This window comes from Streptomyces sp. SID13726 (genome assembly GCF_010548375.1).
Classification (GTDB): Bacteria; Actinomycetota; Actinomycetes; order Streptomycetales; family Streptomycetaceae; genus Streptomyces.
In genome coordinates, this window is the sequence record NZ_JAAGLY010000001.1 from 561518 (window position 1) to 586798 (window position 25281).

Annotated in this window: 20 protein-coding genes; 10 read left to right on the forward strand and 10 right to left on the reverse strand. The window is 70.1% G+C overall.

All coding sequences use genetic code 11. The features are described 5' to 3' along the window. Window positions 1–339: 339 nt before the first annotated feature. Window positions 340–1494, forward strand: a complete 1155-nt coding sequence (locus G3I78_RS02335) for a YihY/virulence factor BrkB family protein (protein ID WP_164421015.1) — start codon at window positions 340–342, stop codon at window positions 1492–1494. A 50-nt stretch (window positions 1495–1544) separates the two neighbouring features. Here G3I78_RS02335 and G3I78_RS02340 read toward each other — a convergent pair whose 3' ends face one another. Then, a complete protein-coding gene (locus G3I78_RS02340) occupies window positions 1545–2381 on the reverse strand; it encodes an NmrA family NAD(P)-binding protein (protein WP_164421016.1) in 837 nt (278 codons plus the stop codon). A gap of 81 nt (window positions 2382–2462) precedes the next feature. On the opposite strand from G3I78_RS02340, the gene G3I78_RS02345 reads away from it, so the two are divergent. Together G3I78_RS02345 and G3I78_RS02350 are read left to right on the forward strand one after the other, a co-directional pair. After that, window positions 2463–3404, forward strand: coding sequence for an AraC family transcriptional regulator (locus G3I78_RS02345; RefSeq protein ID WP_164421017.1), 942 nt, complete (start codon window positions 2463–2465; stop codon window positions 3402–3404). Between the two features lie 47 nt (window positions 3405–3451). Further along, window positions 3452–4117 carry a helix-turn-helix domain-containing protein gene (locus G3I78_RS02350; RefSeq protein ID WP_164421018.1) on the forward strand — a complete coding sequence of 222 codons (666 nt, stop codon included), beginning with the start codon at window positions 3452–3454 and terminating at the stop codon, window positions 4115–4117. On the opposite strand, the gene G3I78_RS02355 is transcribed toward G3I78_RS02350, so the two are convergent. After that, entirely contained in the window at window positions 4100–4501 is a 402-nt protein-coding gene (locus tag G3I78_RS02355; protein WP_203614074.1) for a VOC family protein, read from the reverse strand. The genes G3I78_RS02350 and G3I78_RS02355 overlap by 18 nt on opposite strands. Before the next feature lie 293 nt (window positions 4502–4794). Next, window positions 4795–5811: a DUF5954 family protein gene (locus G3I78_RS02360; RefSeq protein ID WP_164421020.1), complete on the reverse strand. Its 1017-nt coding sequence runs from the start codon at window positions 5809–5811 to the stop codon at window positions 4795–4797. A 174-nt stretch (window positions 5812–5985) separates the two neighbouring features. Between G3I78_RS02360 and G3I78_RS02365 the strand changes: the two genes are divergently transcribed. Beyond that, a complete protein-coding gene (locus G3I78_RS02365; RefSeq protein WP_164421021.1) occupies window positions 5986–6636 on the forward strand; it encodes a ThuA domain-containing protein in 651 nt (216 codons plus the stop codon). A gap of 29 nt (window positions 6637–6665) precedes the next feature. On the opposite strand, the gene G3I78_RS02370 is transcribed toward G3I78_RS02365, so the two are convergent. The 7 genes from G3I78_RS02370 to G3I78_RS02400 form a co-directional block, all read right to left on the reverse strand. Then, window positions 6666–7709, reverse strand: a complete 1044-nt coding sequence (locus G3I78_RS02370) for a substrate-binding domain-containing protein (protein ID WP_164421022.1) — start codon at window positions 7707–7709, stop codon at window positions 6666–6668. 177 nt (window positions 7710–7886) lie between these two features. Then, entirely contained in the window at window positions 7887–9521 is a 1635-nt protein-coding gene (locus G3I78_RS02375) for a family 43 glycosylhydrolase (protein ID WP_164421023.1), read from the reverse strand. Then, the gene (locus tag G3I78_RS02380; protein WP_164421024.1) at window positions 9518–10423 is read right to left on the reverse strand and encodes a carbohydrate ABC transporter permease; all 906 of its coding nucleotides are present in this window, start codon (window positions 10421–10423) and stop codon (window positions 9518–9520) included. The genes G3I78_RS02375 and G3I78_RS02380 overlap by 4 nt, the downstream gene beginning before the upstream one ends. After that, window positions 10423–11307 carry a sugar ABC transporter permease gene (locus G3I78_RS02385; protein ID WP_164421025.1) on the reverse strand — a complete coding sequence of 295 codons (885 nt, stop codon included), beginning with the start codon at window positions 11305–11307 and terminating at the stop codon, window positions 10423–10425. Before G3I78_RS02385 ends, G3I78_RS02380 begins: the two co-directional genes overlap by 1 nt. Window positions 11308–11345: 38 nt before the next feature. After that, a complete protein-coding gene (locus tag G3I78_RS02390) occupies window positions 11346–12677 on the reverse strand; it encodes an extracellular solute-binding protein (protein ID WP_164421026.1) in 1332 nt (443 codons plus the stop codon). Window positions 12678–13064: 387 nt separating this feature from the next. Continuing rightward, complete coding sequence (locus tag G3I78_RS02395; RefSeq protein ID WP_164421027.1) at window positions 13065–14153, reverse strand: LacI family DNA-binding transcriptional regulator; 1089 nt, start codon at window positions 14151–14153, stop codon at window positions 13065–13067. A gap of 279 nt (window positions 14154–14432) precedes the next feature. After that, a complete protein-coding gene (locus G3I78_RS02400) occupies window positions 14433–15446 on the reverse strand; it encodes a hydroxyacid dehydrogenase (protein WP_203614075.1) in 1014 nt (337 codons plus the stop codon). Window positions 15447–15727: 281 nt separating this feature from the next. Between G3I78_RS02400 and G3I78_RS02405 the strand changes: the two genes are divergently transcribed. From G3I78_RS02405 to G3I78_RS02430, 6 genes are all read left to right on the forward strand, one after another. Beyond that, on the forward strand, window positions 15728–17077 hold the full coding sequence (locus tag G3I78_RS02405; protein WP_164421028.1) for an extracellular solute-binding protein: 1350 nt from the start codon (window positions 15728–15730) through the stop codon (window positions 17075–17077). Continuing rightward, on the forward strand, window positions 17074–18066 hold the full coding sequence (locus G3I78_RS02410) for a sugar ABC transporter permease (RefSeq protein ID WP_164421029.1): 993 nt from the start codon (window positions 17074–17076) through the stop codon (window positions 18064–18066). The genes G3I78_RS02405 and G3I78_RS02410 overlap by 4 nt, the downstream gene beginning before the upstream one ends. 50 nt (window positions 18067–18116) lie before the next feature. After that, window positions 18117–18965 carry a carbohydrate ABC transporter permease gene (locus G3I78_RS02415; protein ID WP_164421348.1) on the forward strand — a complete coding sequence of 283 codons (849 nt, stop codon included), beginning with the start codon at window positions 18117–18119 and terminating at the stop codon, window positions 18963–18965. A gap of 142 nt (window positions 18966–19107) precedes the next feature. Continuing rightward, window positions 19108–20634: a glycosyl hydrolase family 28 protein gene (locus G3I78_RS02420; RefSeq protein WP_164421030.1), complete on the forward strand. Its 1527-nt coding sequence runs from the start codon at window positions 19108–19110 to the stop codon at window positions 20632–20634. Further along, window positions 20631–23981, forward strand: a complete 3351-nt coding sequence (locus tag G3I78_RS02425) for an alginate lyase family protein (RefSeq protein WP_164421031.1) — start codon at window positions 20631–20633, stop codon at window positions 23979–23981. The genes G3I78_RS02420 and G3I78_RS02425 overlap by 4 nt, the downstream gene beginning before the upstream one ends. Window positions 23982–24010: 29 nt before the next feature. Next, on the forward strand, window positions 24011–25267 hold the full coding sequence (locus G3I78_RS02430; RefSeq protein ID WP_164421032.1) for an alginate lyase family protein: 1257 nt from the start codon (window positions 24011–24013) through the stop codon (window positions 25265–25267). Window positions 25268–25281: the final 14 nt, after the last annotated feature.

Genomic DNA, 25281 nt, shown 5'->3' on the forward strand with positions numbered 1-25281 from the left:
ATGAACGGGTCAAGCACGTTTCAGTCAATGGCGGGTTCTTGCTGGTCGACCAGTCATTGGCGGTATGCCCCGTTCGGACCGCTGCGGGGTGTCACCGGGGAACTCACCCGAGGGACGGTGCATATGCCCTCCGGCGTTCCGCTTCGCGCGGCCTCGAAATTCAGCCACCGGGTTCATGACAGAAAAAGGGTTCGATTTTTCTGGGGATTTCCACGGAGTTGCCGGTCGTTTTCCCGGGTATGGCGGAACCGCACGCGCGCGGGCGTTCACCGCACGGGTGTGCCCCGGTACCGGCACCGGGGGATGAGTGCATGCTCTCCCGGCGGATACCTTTAGGTCGTGCAGCCAGCAAGCGAATCCACTCAGCGGCCCTCCGGCCGTCTCCACCGGGCGCGTGCCCTCTACCGGAACGTCTCGAAGCGCAGGACCGCCTGGCTGCTGCTCAAGGACACCGTCAACTCGTGCATCGAGTACCGCATCCTGGGGCTCGCCGCCGAGGCCGCGTTCTTCTCCCTGCTGTCCGTGCCGCCGCTGCTGCTCAGCCTCATCGGCCTGCTCGGCTACGTCGACGACTGGACCGGCACGGACACCATCACCAGCCTGGAGGCCAACCTCCTGGACGCCGCGCGTACGGTCCTGTCCGACAAGGGAGTACGCGAGATCGCGCAGCCGATCCTCGACGACGTGATGAAGGGCGGCCGTCCCGACGTCATCTCCGTCGGCTTCCTCTTCGCCCTGTGGTCCGGCTCGCGCGCGGTGAACGTCTTCATCGACACCATCACCGTCATGTACGGCCTCGACGGCGTCCGCGGCATCGTCAAGACCCGGCTCGTGGCGTTCGCGCTCTTCGTCGCCGCGCTGCTGATCGGCTCCATCGCGCTGCCGCTGATGGTCGCGGGGCCCGACGCGGTCGTACGGATCGTGCCGTGGTCGGCGACCGTCGTACAGGTCCTGTACTGGCCCGTGGTCATGGTGCTGTCCATCGCCTTCCTGACCACGCTCTACCACGTGTCGGTCCCGGTCCGCTCCCCGTGGATCGAGGACGTCCCCGGCGCCCTGGTCGCCCTCGCGATGTGGGTGCTCGGCAGCTTCCTGCTGCGCATCTACCTCCAGAACACCATCGAGGGCGCCACGATCTACGGCTCCCTCGCGGCCGCGGTCGCGGTGCTGCTGTGGATCGGTGTGTCCGCGTTCGCCGTCCTCGTGGGGGCCGCCGTCAACGCCGCGATCGACCGCGTGTGGCCCGCGGCCGCCACGGCGGCGGCACGGGCGGCGAACGACCGGCTCCGGGAGGCGCAGGTGGCGGAGTACGTGGCGCGGGCGGCGGCGGTCCGTGACACACAGCCCGACGACCCCGACGACCCCGACGACCCCGACATGCCCTCGGAGTTCCCGGAGCGCTGGTCGCGGTTCCTGCCGCCGGAGGACGTGACGTCGCGGTTGCGGACGCATGCGAAGACGACGCATCCCCCTCAAAACCCGGAGGGCTCCTGAGGGGGATGCGTCGTCGGCCGCGCGTCCGTGAGTGGGTCCACTCGCCCGACTCAGGACTTCCAGGTCCCCGCTGCCGCCGCCTCCCTCGCGAAGTCCGTGAAGTCCCGCGCCTCGCGGCCCAGGACCTGCTGGACGCCCTCCGACAGATAGGCGTTGCGGCCGTCCAGGAGTTGAGCGAACGCCTCCACCAGGGGGTCCACCTCCTCGGCGGGCACACCGAAGCCGAGCAGGGTGTCGCCGTACTGCCGCGGTGACACCGACCGATACGCCAACTCCCGTCCCGTCGCCCTCGCGATCTCCGCCACCGCCTCGCCGAACGTGAGCAGCCGTGGCCCGGAGACGGTGATCGTCTCGCCGACATAGCGGTCGCCCGAGGCCAGGGCGGTCGCCACCACGTCCCCGATGTCCCGCACGTCCACGAACGGCTCCCGCACCTCACCCGCCGGGAACACCAGCTCCCCACTCAGCCGCAACTCCTCCACCAGCGGCCCCTCACTGAAGTTCTGCGCGAACCACGTGGCCCGTACGACCGTCCAGTCCGCCCCCGACGCGTGCAGCGCCTCCTCCGCGTCCCGCGCCCGGTCCTGCCCCCGCGACGACAGCAGCACCAGCCGCCGTACGCCGGCCCCCACCGCCTCCCGCGCGAGCGCCCCGACCGCCTCGGCGGCCCCCGGGGCGCCGATGTCCGAGGGGTAGACGAGATACGCCGCGTCCGCGCCCCGCAACACCCCCGCCCACGTCGAACGGTCCTGCCAGTCGAACCCCCGCGCCCGCGAGGCGGCCCGTACCGTCAGGCCCGCCGCCTCCGCCGACCGCGCCACCCGGCTGCCCGTACGACCCGAGGCACCGGTCACCATCACCGTCGTGTTCCGCGTGTTCTCCGTCATGCGGTCGAGTCAACTCCCGTGCCCGGCAAGGGACCATCGCTGAACGGCTCATTCCCATGCGTACGCGTCTACGCTGGCCGTATGGACGCTCTGGCAGGCCTGCTGGAAGGACCGCGGGCGCGTGGCGCCTTCATGATCCGTGCGTGTTTCGATCCGCCGTGGGCGGTGCGGATCGAGGACCGCGCCCCGCTCACCGTGATGCTGATGGTCCGCGGCCACGCCTGGATCGTGCCCGACACCGGCGAGCGGATCCGGCTGCGCCCCGGCGACCTCGCCATCGCCCGCGGCCCCGACCCCTACACCTGCGCCGACGACCCCGGTACGGCCCCGCAGGCCCTGATCCTCCCCGGCGCCGAGTGCCGCTACCCCGACGGCCGGGCCCTGAACGGCTCCATGGACCTCGGCGTCCGCACCTGGGGCGACCGGCTCGACGGCGAGACGGTGATGCTCATCGGGACCTACCTCATGGACGGCGAGATCAGCAACCGCCTCCTCGACGCCCTGCCGCCCCTGCTGTCGCTCACCACCGACGTCTGGGAGTGCCCGCTCACGCCCCTGCTCACGGAGGAGATCGTGCGGGACGAGCCGGGCCAGGAGGTCGTCCTGGACCGGCTCCTCGACCTCCTCGTCATCGCCGCGCTGCGCGCCTGGTTCTCCCGGCCCGAGGCGGCGGCCCCGGCCTGGTACGCGGCGCTCGCGGACCCCGTCGTGGGACGGGTGCTGCGCCTGGTGCAGGACGACCCCGCCCACCCCTGGACCGTGGCGTCCCTCGCCGCCAAGGCGGGGGTGTCCCGGGCGGCCCTCGCCCGGCGCTTCACCGAACTGGTGGGGGAGCCGGTGATGACCTATCTGACCGGCTGGCGGCTGGCCCTGGCGGCGGACCGGCAGCGGGGCGGCGACGAGACGATCGGCGCCATCGCCCGGCACGTGGGGTACGGGAGCGCGTTCGCCCTGTCCAGTGCCTTCAAGCGGGGGTACGGGGTCAGTCCGCAGGAGTTCCGGGTGCGGGGCGGTGGAGGCTGAACGTGCGGTACCCCGCACCCCTTCGAGGCACGTCGTAGCCTGGGGTCGTGTACAGGGAGCGGGCGTCTCGGCTCACGGGTGCCGTCGTCTGGAACGGTGACGGTGCGGGACGCGTCCTGCCCGACGGCTGCATGGACCTGCTCTGGAACGACGGACGACTGCTCGTCGCCGGGCCCGACACCCGTGCGTACGTCGCCCCCGGCGCCCCCGGTGTCTGGGCGGGCGTGCGTCTCTACCCGGGTTCCGCACCCGCGCTGCTCGGTGTCCCCGCTCACGAACTGCGCGATCTCCGCGTCGAGTTGGCCGACCTGTGGCCGGCTTCGGAGGTACGACGGCTGCAGGGCCGGGTCGCGGGGGCCGCCGACCCCGTCGTAGCCCTCGAAGAGATCGCGCTGGAGCGGGCGGCCCCGCCCGACCCGGCCCTGCGCGCCCTGGTCGCCGCCCTCGACGCCGGCCGTCCCGTCGCCGTGGCCGCCGATGAACTCGGGCTCGGCGCACGGCAGTTGCACCGGCGCTCGCTCGTCGCGTTCGGGTACGGGCCCAAGACGCTGGCCCGGATCCTGCGGCTGCGGCGGGCTCTCGCACTGGCGCGGGCCGGGGTGCCGTACGGCGAGACCGCGGCTCGGTGCGGGTACGCGGATCAGGCCCATCTGGCCCGGGACGTCAAGGAGTTGGCGGGGCTGCCGCTCGGGCGGCTACTCGGGGCGGGGTAGCGGGGCGTACAGGTCGACGCCGTTGCCGTCGGGGTCGTGCAGGGACGCGTACCGCTGGCCCCAGTCGGCGTTCCACGGCTTGAGCTCGCCGTGGAATCCCTCACCCACCAGCTCCTCGTACACCGCGTCGACCTCGGCCGGGCTGTCGCAGCGCAGGGCGAGCCCGGTGCGGCTGCCGCCGGTCGGGGCCTGCCAGCCGGGGAGGAAGGAACGGACCGTCTCCTCGGTGTCGAGCATCAACCGGATGCCGCCGGGCAGCTCGGCCTCCGCGTGCGGCTGGGTCTCGGCCCCCTCGGGGAACGGGAACCCGAGCCGCCGGTAGAAGGCGACGGAGGCGGCCATGTCGGAGGCCACCATGCCGATGGCGTCGAATCGTGGAGTCATGCGGCCACCGTAGGCGGCGGGGCGGACCGCGGTCTTGAAGGAATCGGACACGGACGGGCACCGGGCCGGAGGGGCGTGCCGGTGGCCCGGCCTCTCAGTGGCTTAGCCACTTGGCGAATCGGCCTCTCAGTGGCTCAGCCTTTCAGTGGCTCAGCCACCTGGTGCTCGGCCTTTCAGTGGTTCGGCCTTTCAATGGCTCAGCCACTTGGTGACTCGGCCTCTCAGTGGCTCAGCCTCCTGACGGCCCCGCCTCTTACCGGCCTCGCCTCTTGCCGGCTCAGCCCCCCCGGTGGTCACTCGCGGACGATCGTGCCGTTCTCGTCCATCGTCGGGTGCATCTTCATGGGGCCGTACTCGTCGACGTCGGACGGGCGCGGGGTCTCCGGTCCTTCGGGGCCGGTGCGCAGGACCCGCTCGACCCGGCAGATCCTGAAGACATGGCCCTCGACCTCGAACTCGTCGGCGCGGCCCAGCGCCCGGTACTCCTCGGCGGCCCGCGCGTACCGGGCCTTCTTGTCGTCGCCGAACTGGTAGAGCATGGCCCAGATCTCGGACATGCCGGAGTAGAGGGTGCGGCGCGCCTCGTGCGGGGTGGCCGCGAGGGTGCTGCGGGGCCGCCAGCCGTCCTCCATGCGCTCGACCACACCGAACCCGGTGGGCAGCAGCACCAGTTCGGGATGGGTGACGACCGCCCGCTCGGAGTCCGCGCGGACGTCGGAGGGGAAGCGGCTGCCGAGGTAGGAGAAGTCCCGCAGGCTCAGCTTCAGCGCGCCCGCGGCCGGACCCTCCACCTGCTCCGCGTCGAGGGCGAACCCCACGTCCCGCGAGGGTTCGCGGTCCGTCCCCCGCTCCCAGGACCGCTCCACCGACTCCCGGTCGGTGGGCCGGGGCGGCTCCAGGCCGTCCTCGCCCATTCGGGCGAACTCGTCGCCGCGCACCACGCGGTAGCGCACCCCGCAGGCCGCCACCTCGTTCACCGGCTCGCGCTCCAACACGGCCACGGCGGCGAGCAGTTCACGCCGTACGGCCGGGTCGTCGGTGTCGTCCTTCGCGGTGAAGAACAGATGCGACTGGAGTCCGTCCCGGGCGATCTGCGGCATCCCGTCCACCACGGGCTTCAGCAGCCGCCAGCCGGGCCCCGCCGCCGGATCCTGCGCGGCCACCCCGAACACCGGGCCGCGCAGGGCGATCCGGGGATACCGCACCGTCGCCTCCACCGCGTCGGCCTCCCGCACCCAGGCGGCGGGGTCGTCCCGGCGGACCAACTCCTCGTGGAGCTCGTTGATTTGTTGCTGCCAGTCGTCGGTCATGTACGCATTGTGGTGCCGGGTGGGGTGTGTATGGGGGCGAACCGATGCAACTGCCCATCCGGTTGGACGACTTCAGGACGATCCGGAGATCCGCCGGCCTCTCCGACTGTCCGCCGGCCGACAGCCGTCGCGCGGGAGTTGGAGGGCGGGCGCCTCATGCCGGAGGCTGTGGCCATGACGCACCGACTCCTCGCCTACACCCGCACCACCGCCTACCGCCACGACTCCATCCCGGCCGCCGTGGCCGCCGTACGCACCCTCGGGGACTTCGAGGTCGACGCGAGCGAGGACCCGGCGGCCCTGGAGGCACCCCTCGACCGGTACGCCGCCGTCGTCTTCCTCTCCACCAGCGGCGAGGTGCTCACCCCGGCAGGCCGCGCCCGGCTCGCCGCGTACGTCGAGTCGGGCGGCGGCTTCGTCGGCGTGCACGCGGCGGCCTGCACCGAGTACGCATGGCCGTACTACGGTGAACTGCTGGGCGCGAGGTTCGACAAGCACCCGGCGTACCAGCCGGGCAAGGCCCTGGTCGAGGACCACGACCACCCGTCGACCCGCCATCTGCCCGCCGCCTGGCAGTTCACCGACGAGTGGTACGACTTCCGCACCAACCCCCGCGCCTCCGTCAGGGTGTTGGCCTCCGCGGACGAGTCCTCGTACGACGGCGGCGGCATGGGCCCCGACCACCCCCTGGTGTGGTGCCGCGACCAGGGCCGGGGTCGCGTCTTCTACACGGCTCTCGGCCACGCCCCCGAGGCGTACGAGGACCAGGACTTCCGCGCCCATCTGCTCGGCGGGATCAACTGGGCGGCGGGGCTGGAGGACTGAGAAGGTCCTGCCGATCCGCTCGACCCGTCTCAGCCGCGCGGTGCCGCCGTGCTGGCCCGTTCCACCAACCGGGTGGACAGTTCGGTCCGGGTGCTCTCCGGGCGGTCGCCCTCCATCATGCGGACCAGGAGGCGCAGGGCCGTCGCCGACATTTCGGAGAGCGGCTGGCGTACGGTCGTGAGGGCCGGGGCCGCCCAGCGGGCCTCGGGGAGGTCGTCGAAGCCGACGACGCTCAGGTCGGCCGGGACCTTCAGACCCCGTTCGGCGAGGGCCTCGTAGACGCCGAGGGTCATGTGGTCGGAGCAGACGAAGACCGCCGTGGGCGGCTCGGGGAGGTCGAGGAGTTCCAGCGTCCGGCGGTGGGCGGCGGTCTCGTCGAAGCCGGCGTGGCGGATGTACTCGGGGCGCTGGCGGATGCCCGCCGCCGCGAGGGCCGAACGGTAGCCCGCCACCCGCGCCCCGCTGCACATCCTGCGCTGGTGACCGGCGACGACCGCGATGCGCTCATGGCCGAGGGCGAGCAGGTGCTCGGTCGCCGTCACCCCGCCCTGCCAGTTCGCCGCACCCACCGAGACCACGCCCGGCGGCGGCTCCAGCACCGGGTCGATCAGGACGTACGGGATGCGGTGCTGGTCCAGCCAGCCGTACTGCGTCGCCGTCAGCTCGGCCAGGTTGAACAGCACGCCGGAGGAGCCGCGCGCGGTGAGCTTGTCCATCCAGCCGCGCTCCGGGCGCCCGGTCCGGTTCCGGTTCAGGCCCGCCGAGACGACCACCTCCAGACCCGCGTCGTGCGCGGCCGCCTCCACGCCGTGCAGCACCGCCCCCGACCAGGAGGTCTCCAGCGAGTGCACGACCAGGTCGACGAGCCCCGACGACTTCGCCGCGTCGAACCGGGGCCGGCGGACATAGCCGAGCCGGTCCAGCGCCTCGGTGACCCGGCGCCGGGTCTCGGGGGCCACGTCCTCCCGCCCGTTGACCACCTTGGACGCGGTCGGCACCGACACGCCCGCCTCCCGGGCCACGACCGCCAGCGTCGGACCGGCCGCCACGCTCGCACTTCCCGTGCGGACCATCGGGGACCACCTCTCCGGCCCGCCCGTGGGCCATGAAAGTTTCGACCAGCGCGGAAACAGTCAGCGCGAAACAGTAAGCGCTTCCTACCCTAGGTTCGCCCGGTGGAGTCGGGAAGAGGTCGGGCTTCGCAGGTCTTCGTGGCCCCGTCGCTTTCGAAACCTCGAACGTGACGACAACTATCCGCAGCTCAGCCGAAACCCGCCGAAGTCGGCCGTGAACGCTGCGTCGACCAGGTCCACGGCGTGGATTCCGGCCATCGCACCTGTGAACCTCAACCTGCTCCCGTAGTCGTCGGAGAGCCGGCTGAAGTCGAGATCCGGGCCGACAGGAGTGCGTGCGCCGACCCCGTCCACGTACCAGAAACGAGCCACCGCCCCCTCCACGGTCACCCCCAGAGTGACCGCGCTTTCCACCTCCACGTCCACCACAGCGACCTGCCGGGTCTCACCCTCGTCCCGCTCGACCAGGCTGAGCACGGTCCGTCCACCGCCCCGCCACTGCTGCCCGTGCTGCCCGTCACCCTCCGGCTCCGCCCAGGTCAGGTCGAGCGCCAGATACGACTCGGTGTGGTACCAGAGCACCAGACCCGCGGCCTGCGTGAACGACCGGGGCCGCGCCTCGACGGACACCTCGGCCTCCGCCCGGTGCTCGGTGATCCGCTGGGCCAGCAGACTGTGCGCCCACCGCGACTCGGGACCGTGCCGCCCCCGCAGCCGGATCCAGCCGGGCCGGACGGCGGTGTCCGCCCAGGAGGGATCGGGTGCGGCCCGAAGCGTGCTCCAGGGCCAGCCCAACGGGGTTTCTGTGGGCGGGAGTTGATGCGAGGACCGCCGCAGCGGTTCAGCCGGCGTGTCCTTTTCATCCGCCGGTCCTGTCGGTCCCGTTGGTACATCCACGTCGACCGCCGGATGCGCACCCCCGTGTCGCAGTCGAGGCCAGCCCTCCGCGTCCCATGTCACCGCCTGGACCGCCGTCTCCCGCCCGAGCGTGCAGCGCGGTCCGTCCGCTGTGTGCAGGGGGCGGGCCGTGAGGTGGCTCAACACCCAGCTGCCGTCGGGCAGTTGGACCAGTTCGCCGTGGCCCGCCTTCTGCAGCTCCAGCGAAGGGTCGTCCCGGGACGTCAGCAGCGGCCGGTCGTCGAGTTCGTACGGGCCGGTGATCTCCCGGCTGCGGGCCATCAGTACACCGTGCTCGAACCCGGTGCCGCCCTCGGCCAGGACCAGGTGGTACCAGCCGTCCTTGCGGACCAACTTCGGCCCCTCGACGAGCCGTTCGTGCTGGAGCAGCAGGTGCGTGTCGCCGACCGGCGCCAGCGTCTCGCGGTCCAGTTCGGTCAGCACGATCCCGGCGAAGCGCCGGCCGCCCGGGCGATGGTCGTTCTGGAGGTTGAGCAGCCACAGCCGGCCCTCGTCGTGGAAGAGCGCGGGGTCGAAGCCGTGGCTCGCGATCCGCCGCGGTGCCGTCCACGCGCCGGACGCCTCCGTGGCCGTACAGACATAGGTGTCCGTGTCGAAGTACGGGGTGCCCACCGAGCGGACGATCGAGTAGACCACCCAGAAGCGCTCGCCGTCCCAGCTCAGCGAGGGGGCCCAGATGCCGCCCGAATCGGGCACACCCGCAAGGGAGTTGCCGGGGACCGCGCCCTCGACGTGACCCGCGTACTCCCAGTGCGCGAGGTCGCGCGAGCGGTGCAGGGGGATCGTCGGGAACCACTCGAAGGAGCTGGTCGCCACGTAGTACCGGTCGCCGACGCGGACCATCGACGGGTCGGGGGCGAAGCCGCGGATCACCGGGTTGTGCAGCAGGGTCACTTGAGGGCTCCCAGGGTGACTCCGGAACGCCAGTAGCGGCGCATCGCGACCATCATGATCGCCATCGGGACGATGGACAGCAGGGCACCGGTCAGCACCAGGCTGGTGAGGTCGACGCCGGACTCCAGGCGCTTTCCGGACCAGTTGTAGAGGCCGATGTTGAGCGTCCAGTTGTTCTCGCCGCGCAGCACGGTCAGCGGCAGGAAGAAGGCGTTCCAGGTGTTCACGAAGGCCAGCAGGAAGACCGTCGCACCGCCGGTGGTCATCATCCGCAGCACGATGCTGAAGAAGATCCTGAGCTCACCGGCCCCGTCGATCCGGGCCGCCTCCAGCAGCTCGAAGGGGATCGTGGCCTCGGTGTACACCTTGGCGAGGTACACGCTGAAGGGGTTGATCAGACAGGGGATCAGCATCGCCCAGGGCGTGTCGACGAGGCCGATCTCGGAGAACAGCAGATACAGCGGCAGCGTGAGCAGCGCGATCGGGATCAGGAAGGAACCGACCACGCACGCGAACACCAGGTTGCGGCCCGGGAATTCGAAGCGGGCGAGACCGTACCCGGTCGCCAGCGCCAGCAGCGTGCCGCCGAGGGAGCCGACACCGGCGTACAGGAACGAGTTCGCCGTCCAGCGCAGGAAGATGCCGTCCTCGTAGGTGAACAGCTGATGCAGGTTGTCCCACAGGTGCCAGCCGGAGAACCACAGCCCGTTGGACTGGTACAGCCCGGTGCGGTCCTTGGTGGCGGCGACGATCAGCCACCACACCGGGAAGAGGCTGTAGACGCTCGCAAGGGACAGCCCCACGAGCAGGAACCGCTGCCCGCCGCGTGAACGGGCCGCCGGATCAGGCTTGTTGAGCCGCCGGACGTGCGTGCTCTTCGTGGGTGCCTCGGTGAGGGTCATCAGTCGGTCTCCTTCGAGGTGAACCGGTAGAACAGGAAGGAGGCGACGCCGAGGATCAGGGCGAGCAGCACCGAGAGGGCCGCCGCGTAGTGGTAGTTGCCGGCGTTGAACGCCTGGTTGTAGATGATCATGATCGGGGTGAAGGAGTCACTGACCGTCTGCGGGGTGACGTTCCTGAACAGCGCGGGCTCGTTGAAGATCTGGAGCATCTGGATGACCGAGAGCATCCCGGTGAGCACCAACGCCCCCCGCACGAACGGGATCTTGATACTGGTCGCGATCCGCCACTCCGTGGCCCCGTCGAGCCGCGCGGCCTCGAACAGCTCGCGCGGCACGCCCTGGAGCGCCGAGTAGATGATGACCATGTTGTAGCCGATGCCGTGCCAGGTCAGCAGGTTGCCGATGGACGGCCAGACCATCGAGGGCGCGAAGAAGTTCCAGGAGAACCCGAAGACGTTGCCGAGCGGGGTCAGCGGACCGACGTCCGGGCTGTACAGGTTGAGCCACACGATCGCGGCGACCACACCCGGGATCATGTACGGCACCAGCAGCAGGATCCGGAACCGCCCGGCCACCTTCGAGGACAGCGCGTCCAGGAGGAGGGCCAGCACCAGACTGACCAGCAGCATGATCGGGATCTGCGCACAGGCGAAGAGCACGACCCGCAGCACGGACCCCATGAACGCCGAGTCGGTCAGCCCCTGTTGGTAGTTGTCGAGCCCGGCGAACTCGTCGGTGGTCCCGCCGAGCCCCAGCCCCGAGGACTGCGACCGGTAGAGCGACTGGTAGACGGCGTACCCGATCGGCAGCAGGTACAGGAAGACGAAGCCGAGCTGGAAGGGCACCGTGAAGGCGGCACCCTTCCAGCGCAGTGAGCGAATCATCAGTAGCAGCCCTTAAGCCTCTAGCTCCAGCCCCAGCCCTAGCCCTTGACGCTGATGCCGCGGGATTTCAGGTCGTTGACCGTCCACTCCTGCATGTGCGCCAGCAGGTCGGTCACCGTCTGCTCCTTGCTGACCACCTTGGCCCAGCCGGCCTGCATCTCGGTGAACATGGCGGTCCAGTCGGGCCCGAAGGTCCAGTCGGTGGTGACGGTCTTCAGGCTGTCCTTCACGATCTGCTGCCCCGCCTGGTAGTTGGAGCCGAGCAGCTTCTCGGAGACCGCCTCCGGCACATACGAGTCGCTGTCGGCCAGCGCGGGCATCACGCCGTTGCCGGTGGTCGGGCTCGCCATCGTCTTCACCGCGCCGGTGTTGGTGGACATCCACAACGCGGCCTCGGCGGCCTGCTTCTGGCTCTTGCAGCCCTTGGTCACCAGCGTCACGCTGCCGGTCAGATTGGTACCGGCCGGAGTCTTGGCGGCCTCACCGGCGAACGTCGGCCAGGGCGAAAGCCCCCAGTCCCCGAAGGACTTGGTGAAGTTCTGCACCATGCCGGCCATCTGCCAGGTCGAGATCTGCCGGGTGGCGGTCCCGCCGTTGTCGTAGTTGCGCTGCACGGCCGCGTAGTCGGCGAAGGACAGCTTGGAGTTGAGATCGTTGTCGATGATCTCCTGAATGACCTTGGCGGCCTTCAGCGTGCCCGCGTCCTGGAAGTCCACCTTCCAGGAGTTGCCGTCGATCGCGTACCAGTGCGCCCCGGCCTGCATGGCCAGCACTTCCAGCGTGCTCGGGTCCTCACCGGCGTAGTTGGTGATCTTGATGCCGTGCTTCTTCAGCACCTTGCCCGCGGCGATGAACTCGTCCCAGGTCGTCGGCGCCTCGATGCCGTACTTCTTGAAGATGTCGGTGCGGTAGATGGTGAAGTTCGGCGACGAACTGGTCGGCACGCCGTACGACTTCCCCTGCACCTGCGCGCTCGCCCACGACCCGGTGTTGAACTTGCCCTTCTCGCCCTCGACGTACTGCGTGATGTCGGCGAGCGCGCCCTGCGCGACCCAGCTGGTCACGTACTCGGCGGTGTTCTGCACCAGACAGGGCGCGTTGCCCGCCTTCACCGCGTTGGTCAGCTGCTTCTGCATGGTCAGCTGGTCGGTGACCTTCGTGTACTTCAGCTGGATGTCCTTGTGCGAGGCGTTGAACGCCTTGACGACCGCGTCCTGGCCGTTGGCCCAGCCCCAGAAGGGGAGGGTGACCGGCCCCGACGACTGCGAGCCGCCGGAGTCGGACCCGCCGCACGCGGTGAGCAGACCTGACAGCGCGAGTCCCGCAACGGCGGCGCGGGCGAACCTTCTCCGGGGGCTGCTGAAGTTCATCTGACCGTGTTCCTTCGGGAAGTAGGGCGTCTCGGAGAGGAGAGAGGGGATCGGCGGCTCGGTGTCGGCCGGAAACGGCGGCCGGGAGTCTCGTCGGCGCGCGGTTGCGGGGGGTCGGCCCAGCGGAAGCTGTAGTAACCGGTTGCTGGGACGGTAGGCCGACGGTCCGCCGGTTAGCAAGAGGTAGTCGGCAATTTGTTACGCCGATTTGTCCGCGGGGTTAGCCCGAAGTGCAGGCCGCAGCCCTGCACGAGAGCTGACGTATCACCAGCTCAGAGGCGTCTGGGCAGGACGGACGAAGGAACGGCCGGAGGCACTGGCCCCACCCCTCCGAACCGCGGAAACCGTTTACGAAACGAAGATCTGAACTCTCGGCCGATCTGCCCGCTAGCGGGGTTGCGTGGGCGGCCGCACGGAGTGCCGTACGACGACATGGGTGCCCAGCACCAGATGGTCCCCGTCGCTCCCGCGCCGCCGCGCCCCGCCGCCCTCACGCCGGTCGGCGACGGCCCGCAGGGCGACCCGTCCCATCTCCTCGTAGGGCACATGGACGGTGGTGAGCTGGGGGGTCAGCTGAGACGCGAGCGGAATGTCGTCGTACCCGACGATCGAGACGTCCTCGGGCACCCGCAGCCCCGCGGCCCGCAGCGCCTGCATGGCACCGGCCGCGACGACGTCGGTCCCGGCGAGGACGGCGGTGAACTCGAGCCCGTCCCGCAGCGAGCCCTCGACGGCCTCGTACCCGTGCTCGTAGTCGTAGGCCCCGTGCCGCACCATCCCCGCCTCGAACGGCACGCCGTACGCCTCGAAGGCTCGTCGGGCCCCCTTCAAGCGCCCCTGGGCGGTGGTGAGTTCGGCGTGCCCGGGCAGCACGAGCACCCTGCGGTGCCCGGCCGACAGCAGATGGCTGGCCATGGCGTAGGCCCCGCCCTCGTTGTCGTAGTCGACGGTGGTGGCCGGCACGTCACCCTCCAGCGGCGGCCGCCCGACCAGCACGAGATGCGACCCGGCGGCGTCCAGGGACCGGGCGAAGCGGCCCATGCGCAGCTGGTACTCGTCGTAGTCGTAGGCACCGCCGAGCAGCACGACCGCCGCCACCCCCTGCTGCCGCATGAGGTTGACGAGGGCGAGCTCCCGCTCGGGATCGTCCCCGGTGGTCCCCACCAGCGACAACCATCCGCGCAGGGTGGCGGCCCCCTCCACCCCCTTGGCCACATGGGCGAAGGCGGCACCGGTGATGTTGTTGATGAGGATGGCCACGGTGGGCGTACCGCCGCCGGCCAGTGACCGGGCATGGGCGTTGGTGACGTAGTCCAGATCGCGCACGACCTTCATCACCTTGCGGCGCAGATCCTCGGACACCGGATAGTTCCCGGACAGCACCCGGGAAACACTGGCCACGGACACCCCGGCCCGAGCGGCCACATCCCGAATGGTGGCCCGCCCGACATCCCCGGCCGCCTTGCGCTGACTCACCCGTGCGGCTCCTCACCGATAGTGCCCCGGCCCCAGGACCCCGGGTTCCGGAAACCGTATCCCATTGTTACTCCGGCACGACTCCCACGTCGTAGCCCCAGACGAACGGCAAGTGCCCACCAACAAGGCCGAGACCCCGGACACCGACTAAGGCGCCCCCGAAGGCGACCGAACCAAGGTGGTACGGGTATGTGAAGTGACCCGGGACCAGGTGATATGCCCAGGTCCCCACAGCCCCCAAGCCTCACTTGTCTCACCGAAGGACAACCCCCAACCCCCTCAAGCCACCCGCCCCATATCCCCCACCCGAACCTCATGAACCAACCCCCGCCCCCCGGCAACCCGCTCCACCTCATCCACCACGATCCGCCCCAGCCGCTCCAGCTCGTTCCCCAACGACCCCGCGATATGAGGCGTGAGGAACACGTTCGGCAGCCGGTACAACGGCGACCCCGCGGGCAGCGGTTCGGGTTCCGTCACGTCGAGGACCGCGTGCAGCCGCCCGGAGACCAGTTCGTCGGTGAGCGCGTCGGGGTCGACGAGCGCGCCCCGGGAGGTGTTGATGAGGACGCCTCCGTCGCGGATGAGTCCGAGCCGGTCGGCGTCGAGCATCCGGTAGGTCTCGGGGATGTCGGGCGCGTGCAGCGAGACGATGTCGCTGTGCCTCAACAGGTCTTCCAGTGAGAGGAGTTCGGCGCCGAGCGCGGTCGCCTCGGCGGTGCTGACGTACGGGTCGTGCAGCAGCACGGTGAAGTCGAAGGGCCGTAGCAGCTCCAGCAGCCGGCGCCCCACCCGGGAGGCTCCGATGACCCCGATCCGCCGGCCCACGTTGCCGGTGGCCGCGGTTTCCGCCGGGCCCGGGTACGCGTGGCTGACGCGGAAGCGTTCCCGGTGGTCGAAGGCGTCCTTCCCGGACAGCAGGATCATAGCGAGGGTGTACTCCGCGACCGGCAGGGCGTTGCCGGTGACGGCGCTGGAGACGGCGATCCCGCGGTCCCAGAGGGCGTCGCCGACCAGGGCGCGGACGGAGCCCGCGGCGTGCAGGACGGTGTGCAGCCGGGGTGCCGCGGTGAGGGCGTCGGTGTCGAGGCGGGGGCAGCCCCAGCCGGTGATCAGCAGTTCGGCCTCGGCCAGGGCGCCGGCCGCGGTGGGGTCGGCGAAGTCCTGGACGACGAGGCCCGGGTCGAGGTCGGCCGTCTTGCTCAGCCGGGTCATCAGGGGTGGGGGGAAGAGCAGGGGGAGGTGTACGGGATCCATCGCGAACACGGCCCTGGGTGGCTGAGGGCTGGGCATGTCACTCCTGACACACTGGGTGGAAACAGTTTCTGAAAACGTCTTCTACGGCAGATCTACCGTAGGTCTGGCGTCGAGGGGTGGTCAATCGGTGAACCGGCTGTTCTGACAACCGGTTTCCGTCCTGCGCCGATGACGGCGAGGTTACACAGTCTTTTCGAAAAGTCGTCGAGCCTCTTGACGCCGTTTCCAGCCAGGGCGGAAGCTCTGCCCCAACGCGGCAACCGGTTGTCAAACGGTCGCCGCGTTCCCTGAACGGACAGAGCAGGAGGTGGTGCGTAGTGCGCCCACATGCCGGTGCCGCGCTGAGCCGCCGCCGTTTTCTCTCCCTCTCCGTCGGCGGTGCCGCGGCGGGGGCGGCGACGCTGAGCGGCTGCGCGATGCGGGTGTCGGGCGCCGTCAGCGGCTCCGGCGAGACCGTCACGGTGATGGCCAAGGCCGACGATCTCTCCGTGGACCTGATCAAGCAGGCCCAGAAGGAGATCGGCGTCAAGATCAACACGGTGCTGTACAGCACCAGCAAGCTGATCGCGATGATGACCAACGGCAACCCGCCCGACCTGGTGCGCGGTGTCGGCGCCACGGACGCCCCGTACTACGCGGCTCGCGGGGTGATGGAGGACCTGGACCCGTACTTCGCGAGGAGCAGCGTCCTCAGGGCCGACGACCTGGACCCGGTCAACGACCTGTGGCGCTACGACGGCCACGTCCAGGGCAAGGGCCCGCGCTACGGCATGGCGAAGGACTTCTCGCAGGATTCCATGTTCTGGTACAACACCGGCCTGTTCGACGAGGCGGGCGTGGACTATCCGCCGGAGCTGGACCCGGTCACCTACGAGGAGTGGCTGGACACGGCCGGGAAGCTGACCCGGCGCAGCAACGGCCAGACGACCGTCTTCGGCGGCAGCTACAACGGTGTGCTCACCCCCAATCTGCTGGCGAGCCTCACCGTGGCCGCCGGCGGGAACCTCTTCACCGACGACTACGCGCGGGTCGACTTCACCGCCCCCGAGGCCCGCAAGGCGCTCGGCTGGTACGTCGACTACTGCCGGACCAAGGTCGGGCCGAGCATCATCCAGCCCGACCCCAACACCTGGGACGGGCCCACCTTCCAGGCGAACCGGCTGGCCATGTCCAACTCGGGCTACTGGCTGGGCGGTCTGATCAACGCCGACAAGAAGCTGGCGCCGCTGTCCCGGCTGGCTCCCGCGCCCGTCTTCGAGGGCGGCGCCCGCATCAGCCCCTGCCAGGCCGGCACCGGCTTCTGGATCCCGAGCAAGTCGCACCACAAGGACGCCGCCTGGCGGGTCTTCGAGTGGTTCTTCGGCGAGGCCCCGGCCAAGGCGCGTGCCTCCGGCGGCTGGGGCATCCCGACCCTGAAGTCGCTGCGTCCCCTGATGCCCGCTCAGGAGGAGTACCAGAAGCGGGTGTTGCGGGTGCAGGAGGCCGAGCTGAAGCACTACTCGGTGATCGCCTTCACGCCGTACGCCACCGCGGACTCGCTCCTCGCGCTCTTCAACCAGATCGCCCCGGCCGCCATGAACGGCGACATGTCCGTCGACACCCTCGCGCGGCGTCTGAACTCGGCCATGAACGAGCAGCTCAAGCGCGGTAAGGAGCAGGTGGGATGACGGTCGGTCAGATGCCCCCGGTCGCGGACCGGCGCGGTTCCGCCCCTTCGGCGGACCGGGCGCGATCCCGGCCGCACGCCTCCATCGCCACCCGCAGGCACCGGGCGTTCTACATGTTCGCCTCGCCCTGGATCATCGGCTTCGCGCTGCTGACGGTGGCGCCGATGGCGTACGCGCTGTGGCTGAGCTTCACCACCTTCGACGGTATCTCGCCCCACTGGCACTACGTCGGGTTCGGCAACTACCGGGAGCTGTTCTCCGACGCGCAGACCTGGCAGTCGCTGGGCCGCACGGGTCTGTTCGCGATCATCTCGGTACCGTTGTCGATCGTCGCCGGGCTCGGGCTCGCCGTCCTGGTCAACCGGCCGCTCAAGGCACGCGGGATGTTCCGCACCCTGCTCTATCTGCCGGCGGTGGTGCCTCCGGTGGGCGCGGGCATCGCGTTCAAACAGCTCTTCGACCAGAACTCCGGTGCCGCGAACGGGGTGTTGAACGTCTTCGGCATCGATGCCCTCGGCTGGCTCGCCGACCCCTACGCCCGCTACGTACTGATCATGACGGTGTTGTGGACGGCCGGAAACATCATGATCATCTCGCTGGCGGGGCTCCAGGACATCCCCCGCGAACTCCTCGAAGCGGCCCGGATCGACGGGGCGAGCGCCTGGCGCAGCTTCCGCAGCATCACGGTGCCGCTGCTGTCGCCGGTGCTGCTCTTCCAGACGGTGACCGGGGTCATCGCCTCGGTGCAGACCATCATGCCGCTGCTGCTGGCCCCTGACCCGACCCCGGCCGGCATCACCGCGCTCCCGCAGTCCAACTACCTCTACATGATGCACGTGTTCGCGGAGTACTTCGCGTTCGGCCGTTACGGCTACGCCTCCGCACTGCTGTGGGTGCTCTTCGTCCTGATCCTCGTCGCGACCGGACTGATCTTCAAGGCCACGTCCGGAGTGGTGTTCTACAACGTCGAACCGGAGGCGAAGAAGTGACCGTCACCAGCACTGCCACCGCCGGCCCGGCGACGACGAGCCCCGCCCCGGTGGAGCCGACTCCCCAGCCGACGCCCCGGATACGCGTCAACCGGCTCGTCCTCTACACGGTCCTCGTCGCGATCACCGGACTGTTCCTCGGCCCCTTCGGCTGGCTCGTCATCTCCGGCCTCAAGACCCCGGCCGAGCTGGCGGCCTCGCCGGTGCACTGGCTGCCGGAACACGTCCAGTGGCACAACTTCGCCGACGCCTTCCATCTCATCGACTTCCTCGGCTACGCCCGCAACTCCCTGATCATCGCGCTGATCTACGCCACCCTTGTGACCCTCAGCTCCGCCTGGGTCGGCTTCGGCTTCGCCCGCCTCGAAGCCCCGGGAAAGAAGACCCTGTTCGGCATCCTGCTCGGCTCGATGATGCTCCCGCAGATGATCACCCTGCTGCCGACCTACCTGATCTTCGCCAAGCTCGGCATGGTCGACACCTACTGGCCGTGGGTGCTGTGGGGCCTGTCCTCCGCCCCCTATCTGGTCTTCCTCTTCCGGCAGTTCTTCGCGGGGCTGCCTCGCGAGCTGGAGGAGGCGGCGATCGTCGACGGCTGCGGATACTCCGCGATCTTCTGGCGGATCTTCCTCCCGCAGTCCTGGCCGGTCCTCTCCGCGAGCTTCGTGATCGCCTTCACCTGGAGCTGGGGCGACTACATCGCCCCGCAGCTCCTGCTCTCCACGGATCGCACCACGCTCGCGGTCGCCGTCATGTCCACCTACGTCACCTCGGCCGGCACCCCGGTCACCAACCTCCAGGCCGCCGCCTCGGTGATGTACGTCGTCCCGATCCTGCTGATCTTCCTGGTCGCCCAGCGCGGCTTCGTCGCCGGCATGTCGACGACCGGTCTCAAATAGCCGATCTTTCCCGCCCGTCCGGCCGGTCTCAAGTGGCCGCCGTTTCCCATCTGTTCGCCAGGTCTCAAGCAGCCGACGTTTCCCGTCCGTTCGCAAGGTCTCAAGTGGCCGACCCCTCCCGTCCGTTCGCAAGGAGTCCCGCATGAACTCGCCCCTGTCCCGCCGTACGGCCCTCCAGGCGGCCGGTGCCACCGCGCTCGCCGCCGGTCTGACCAACCTGACGGCCACGGCAGCACGGGCCGACACCGCCGCCGCTGCCGCCCCGAAGCTGGTGACCTACCCCCGCCCCGCCGAGATGCCGACCAACACCAGCTTCCGGGTGCGGGTCCGTACCGCGCCTGACGGCGAGTGGCAGACCCTGGACATCTGGCGGCCCCAGCTGGGCGAGATCAATCCCATCACCGGCTCCAGCAAGATCTACAACTCCTCGCTGGCCTACTTCGACTTCCGGGGCTCCGTCGAGGTCGAGGTCACCTACCTCAAGGGCGGCACCACCAAGGTCAGGGTGAGACCGGACTCGTACGGCATCACGCCCGAAGTCGGCGGCGACACCCTGGTGTTCACGCTCGACCGGCCGCGCAACGTCGTCGTCCAGATCAACGACGACATCTTCGACTGCCTCCACCTGTTCGCCCGCGCGATCGGCAAGAAGCCCGCGCAGGACGACCCGAACGTCCTCTACTACGGCCCCGGTGTCCACACCACCGCCGACGGCACGCTGCTCGTCCCCTCCGGCAAGACCGTCTACCTCGACGGTGGCGCCGTCCTCAAGGCGACCGTGATCTTCCGGAACGTGGAGCACGCCGGCATCGACGGCCGCGGTGTGCTCGCCGGGACCGCGGGCGGCGGCGCCCTGGTGGAGAACTCGCGGAACATCTCCATCGGCGCGGTCACCGTGCTCAACCCCAACGGCTACGCGGTCCAGTTGGGCGAGGCCACCGGCGTCACCATCAAGGGCCTCGGCTCCTTCAGCTCCAAGGGCTGGGGCGACGGCATCGACGTCTTCTGCTCCAGCAACGTCGTCATCGACGGAGTGTTCATGCGCAACTCCGACGACTGCATCGCCATCTACACCCACCGCTGGGACTACTACGGCGACACCAGCAACGTCACCGTCCGCAACTCCACGCTCTGGGCGGACGTCGCCCACCCCATCAACGTGGGCACGCACGGCAACACCGACAACCCGGAGGTCCTGAAGAACCTCCGCTTCAAGAACATCGACATCCTCGACCACCGCGAACCGCAGATGAACTACCAGGGCTGCATCGCCCTCAACCCCGGCGACTCCAACCTGATCAAGAACGTCCGCATCGAGGACATCAGGATCGAGGACTTCCGCTGGGGCCAGGTCATCTACATGAAGGTCATGTACAACACGAAGTACAACACCTCGGTCGGCCGCGGCATCCAGAACGTCTACGTCAAGAACCTCAGCTACACGGGCACCCACGCCGAGCCCTCGCTGTTCCTCGGCTACGACGCCGACCACGCCATCAAGGACGTCACCTTCGAGAACCTGGTGATCAACGGACTCGTGGTCGCCGACTCGATGAAGAAGCCGAGCTGGTACTACACCACGGACACGATCCAGTGGTTCTCCAACGAGCACGTCATCAACCTCAAGTTCCTCACCACCGCCGAGGCCGAGGCGGCCGCCGCGTCATGAGCACCAGCCCCACGAGATCCGAACTCGCCCCGAACCGCCGGGGTTTCCTCGGCGGCACGGCGGCCCTGCTCCTGGTGGCGGGTGCGAGCGGTCTGCTCGCACCCGGCCCGGCCCGGGCCGCCGACCGCGAGAGCACCAGGGCCTTCACCCACCCCGGCCTCCTGCACAGCGCCGCCGACCTGGCCCGTATGAAGGCCGCGGTCGCAGCGAAGCAATCCCCGGTGTACGACGGCTACTTGGCGTTCGCGGCCCACGCGCGCTCGAAGTCGACGTACGCGATCCAGAACACCGGGCAGATCACCTCCTGGGGCCGCGGTCCCACCAACTTCATGAACCAGGCCGTCGCCGACTCGGCCGCCGCCTACCAGAACGCCCTGATGTGGGCCGTCACCGGTGAACGCGCCAACGCCGACAAGGCCCGCGACCTCCTCAACGCCTGGTCCGCTTCCCTGACCACGGTGACGGGCGCCGACGGTCCGCTCGGCGCGGGCCTCCAGGCCTTCAAGTTCGTCAACGCGGCCGAACTGCTCCGCCACACCGGCTACGACGGCTGGACGGCCGCCGACATCGCCCGCTGCGAGCGGTCCTTCCTGGACGTCTGGTATCCCGCGGTCTCCGGCTACATGCTCTACGCCAACGGCAACTGGGATCTGACGGCCCTTCAGACCATCCTGGCCATAGGGGTGTTCTGCGAGGAGCCCACCCTCTTCGAGGACGCCCTGCGCTTCGCTGCGGCCGGCGCGGGCAACGGCTCGATCGCCCACCGGATCGTCACCGACGCCGGCCAGGGCCAGGAGGCCGGCCGCGACCAGGGCCACGAGCAGCTCGCGGTCGGGCTGACCGGGGACATCGCGCAGGTCGCCTGGAACCAGGGCGTCGACCTGTGGGGCCACGACAGCAACCGCGTCCTGGCCAACTTCGAGTACGCGGCCCGCTACAACCTCGGGGGCGACGTCCCCTTCACGCCCGACCTCGACCGCACCGGCAAGTACATCAAGACGACCGTCTCCGCGACCGGCCGCGGCACCCTGCCCCCGATCTACGAGATGGCCTACGCCCACTACGCCGGGGTGCGCGCCCTCGACACCCCGTACACCGAGGCCGCGGTCTTCCGCGGCACCGGCGGGGCCCGCCTGATCGAGGGCAGCAACGACGACCTGCCCAGCTGGGGCACCTTCGCCTACGCGGGCGCCACGGCACCCGGGGCCACCGCGCCGACCGCACCGGGCGGGGTCACGGCGGTCGGCACCGAGCGCGCCGTCCGGGTGAGCTGGCTCCCCTCGGCCTGGGCCACCGGTTACACCGTCCTGCGCGCCACGCGGCCCGAGGGACCGTACGAGAAGATCGCCACCGGCGTCGGCGAGCCGACGTACACGGACCGCCGGGTGCGCGCGGGACGGACGTACCACTACACTGTCACCGCCGCCAACTCCCTGGGCCGCAGCGGAGATTCGGCCCCGGCGAGCGCCACCGCCGGTCTGCCCGAGCCCTGGTCGACCCGGGACATCGGGGACGTGCGGATTCCCGGCTCGGCGGTGTTCGACGGGGAGCGGTTCGTGCTGGAGGCCTCCGGCACCGCCGACACCCACCGGCTGGCGCATCTGCCGCTGCGCGGCGACGGCAGTGTCACCGCACGGATCGTATGGCCGCTGAGCTCGCAGTACTCCAAAATCGGGGTGAGCCTGCGGGACTCCCTCGACCCGGACGCGGCGCACGCCGCCATGGTGATCCAGGGGCTGCCGCTGCACACCTGGAGCGGCGTCTGGACCGTCCGGCCGACCGCGGGGGCCCCGGTCTCCGCGACCGGCAGCACACCCGTCCCGCCCACCCAGCAGGCGGCGATCACCACGAGCGCCGCCTTCCCGATCTCCGGCCTCGGCGCCCTGCCCGCATCGGCGACCCCGCTCCAGGCCCCGTACGTCGAGGCCGCGGGCGACGGCTACCGGCTGCGCATGCCCTACTGGGTCCGCGTCACCCGCAGGGGCCGCCGCTGCACCGGGGCGATCTCCCCCGACGGCATCCGCTGGACCGAAGTCGGCTCCACCGAGGTCGCGTTGGGCCGCACCGCCTACGCGGGCCTGCTGCTCACCTCCTGCCTCGGCGTCGACGCCGAGTACGCCGAGACCGGCACCGGGGCCTTCGACAACGTCACCGTCACCTCCGCCCATGGCGGCGAGGTGTGGTCGGTGCCCGAACCCGCCCGCACGGCAGGCGACTTGAGGGCGAGCGCCGGTCCGGACGCCGTCGAGCTGGCCTGGACCGACCCCGACCTCTCCGCCCGCTACAAGGTGCTGCGCGCCAAGGACACCCGCGGCCCCTACGCCACCCTCGCCACCGGCGTGGGCCCGGTCGGGTCCGGCACCCGCATCCGGTACCGCGACGCCACCGGCACCCCCGGGACGACGTACCACTACGCCGTCGCGAAGACGAACGCGGCCGGACGGGGCCCGCTCTCGGAGCCGGCCACCGCCACGATGCCCACGCCGTCCACCCCCCAACTCACCTCGGCGGCGCAGGCGTTCACGAACAAGGGAGAGGACTTCCGGCACCTCCTGCGCGCCACCCACGAACCCGTCCGCTTCACCGCCACCGGCCTCCCCGACGGCCTGCGCGTCGACAAGCGCACCGGCCTGATCCACGGAACGCCCCGCGAGAGCGGCGAGTTCACCGTCACCACCACCGCGGGCAACGCGGCGGGGGAGACCTCGGGAACCCTCGCCCTCACCGTCGGATCGCCCCCGCCCGCCCCCTGGACCCACGGCGACCTCGGTGACGTGGTCCTCGACGACCGCGCCTACGGCACCCTGGGCGTGGCCGCGATCCTCACCCCCGGCAGCACCGCCCACCGGGACGGGACCTTCACGGTGCGGGGCGCGGGCGTCGACCTGAGCGTCAACAACCAGGGCATGACAGGGCAGTTCCTCCGGCGACCCGTCACCGGCGACCACACCCTCACCGCCCGCCTCGCCTCCCGCACCGGGGCCACCGCCGACCGCGTCGGGCTGCTGATGGCGAAGTCGCTGTCACCGTTCGACCAGGCGGCCGGAGCGATCGTCACCGGCGGCAACAGCGCCCAGCTGATGCTGCGCAGGACGGTCGCCGGAGCCTCCGCCTTCACCGGCAACGGCACCGTCCAACTCCCCGCACTGCTGCGGCTGAAGCGCACCGGGACCGTCTTCACCGCCTCCGTCTCCACCGACGACGGCGTCACCTGGACCGACCTCGCCTCCGGTGAGATCCCCGGCTTCGGCGACGCCCCCTACCACGTGGGTCTGGTGGCCTGCTCCCGCAGCCCCCTCGCCCTCGTCACCTCGACCTTCGACGAGGTGAGCATCACCGAGAACTGATTCCCCCCACGGAATGGAGATGCACCGAAATGAGCCGCACATCCCCCCACCAGCACCTCCAGCGGCCCGAGTTGAGCCGCCGCGGTCTCCTGAGGACCGCCGGCGGACTCGGTGCCGCGTTCGCCCTGGGAAGCGGCGCCTTCGCCGCCGGCACGGCGGACGCGGCACCCTCGACCTGGACCCACCCCGGCATGCTGCACAACGCGGGTGACATCAACCGGGCCAAGGTCCGGGTCGCCGCCGGGACCGACCCCTGGCTCTCCGGCTGGAACAAGCTGGTCGCCAACTCCCACTCCGCGTCCACCTGGACCAACCGCGCCACCGCCACCATCGTCCGCGGCGGCGGCACCGGTGAGAACTACGGGCTGCTCTACAACGACATCGCCGCCGCCTACCAGAACGCCCTGCGCTGGAAGGTCGGCGGCACCGAGGCCAACGCCGTCTGCGCGGCCAACATCCTCAACGCCTGGTCCAGGACACTGACTTCGGTCACCGGCAACGCGGACCGCTTCCTCGCGGCCGGCATCTACGGCTGGGAGTTCGCCAACGCCTGCGAACTCATGCGGGACTACGACGCCTTCGACCTGGCCGCCGCCCAGGAGATGCTGGCGAGCGTCTTCTACCCCCTCAACAACAGCTTCCTGACCAACCACAACGACGCCTGCATCACCAACTACTGGGCCAACTGGGACCTGTGCAACATGGCCTCGGTGCTCGCCATCGGCATCCTCAACGAGGACTCCGCCAAGTACGACCAGGCCGTCACCTACTTCAAGTCCGGCGCGGGCAACGGCTCCATCGCCCACGCGGTGCCCTACCTCTACACCGACTCCGCCGGCTACGCGCTCGGCCAGTGGCAGGAGTCCGGCCGCGACCAGGGCCACACCGTCATGGGCATGGGCCAGATGGGCGCCATCTGCGAGATGGCCTGGAACCAGGGCGACGACCTCTACTCCTACGACAGCCGCCGCTTCATGAAGGCCGCCCAGTACGTCGCCAAGTACAACCTCGGCCAGGACGTCCCCTTCACCACCTACAACTGGGGCACGGGCCAGAACTGCGCCGCCTCCTCCCAGACCGTGGTCTCCGCCGACTCCCGGGGCCAGGTCCGCCCGGTCTGGGCGATGCTCCACTTCCACTACAACCGGCGCCTGGGCCTCGACGACAAGTACATCTCGCAGATGTACTACGACCTCGTCGCCCCCGAGGGAGGCGGCGGCGACTACGGCACCACCAGCGGCGGCTTCGACCAGCTGGGCTTCGGCACCCTGATGTACGCCAAGTAGCCGTCGAATCGCGC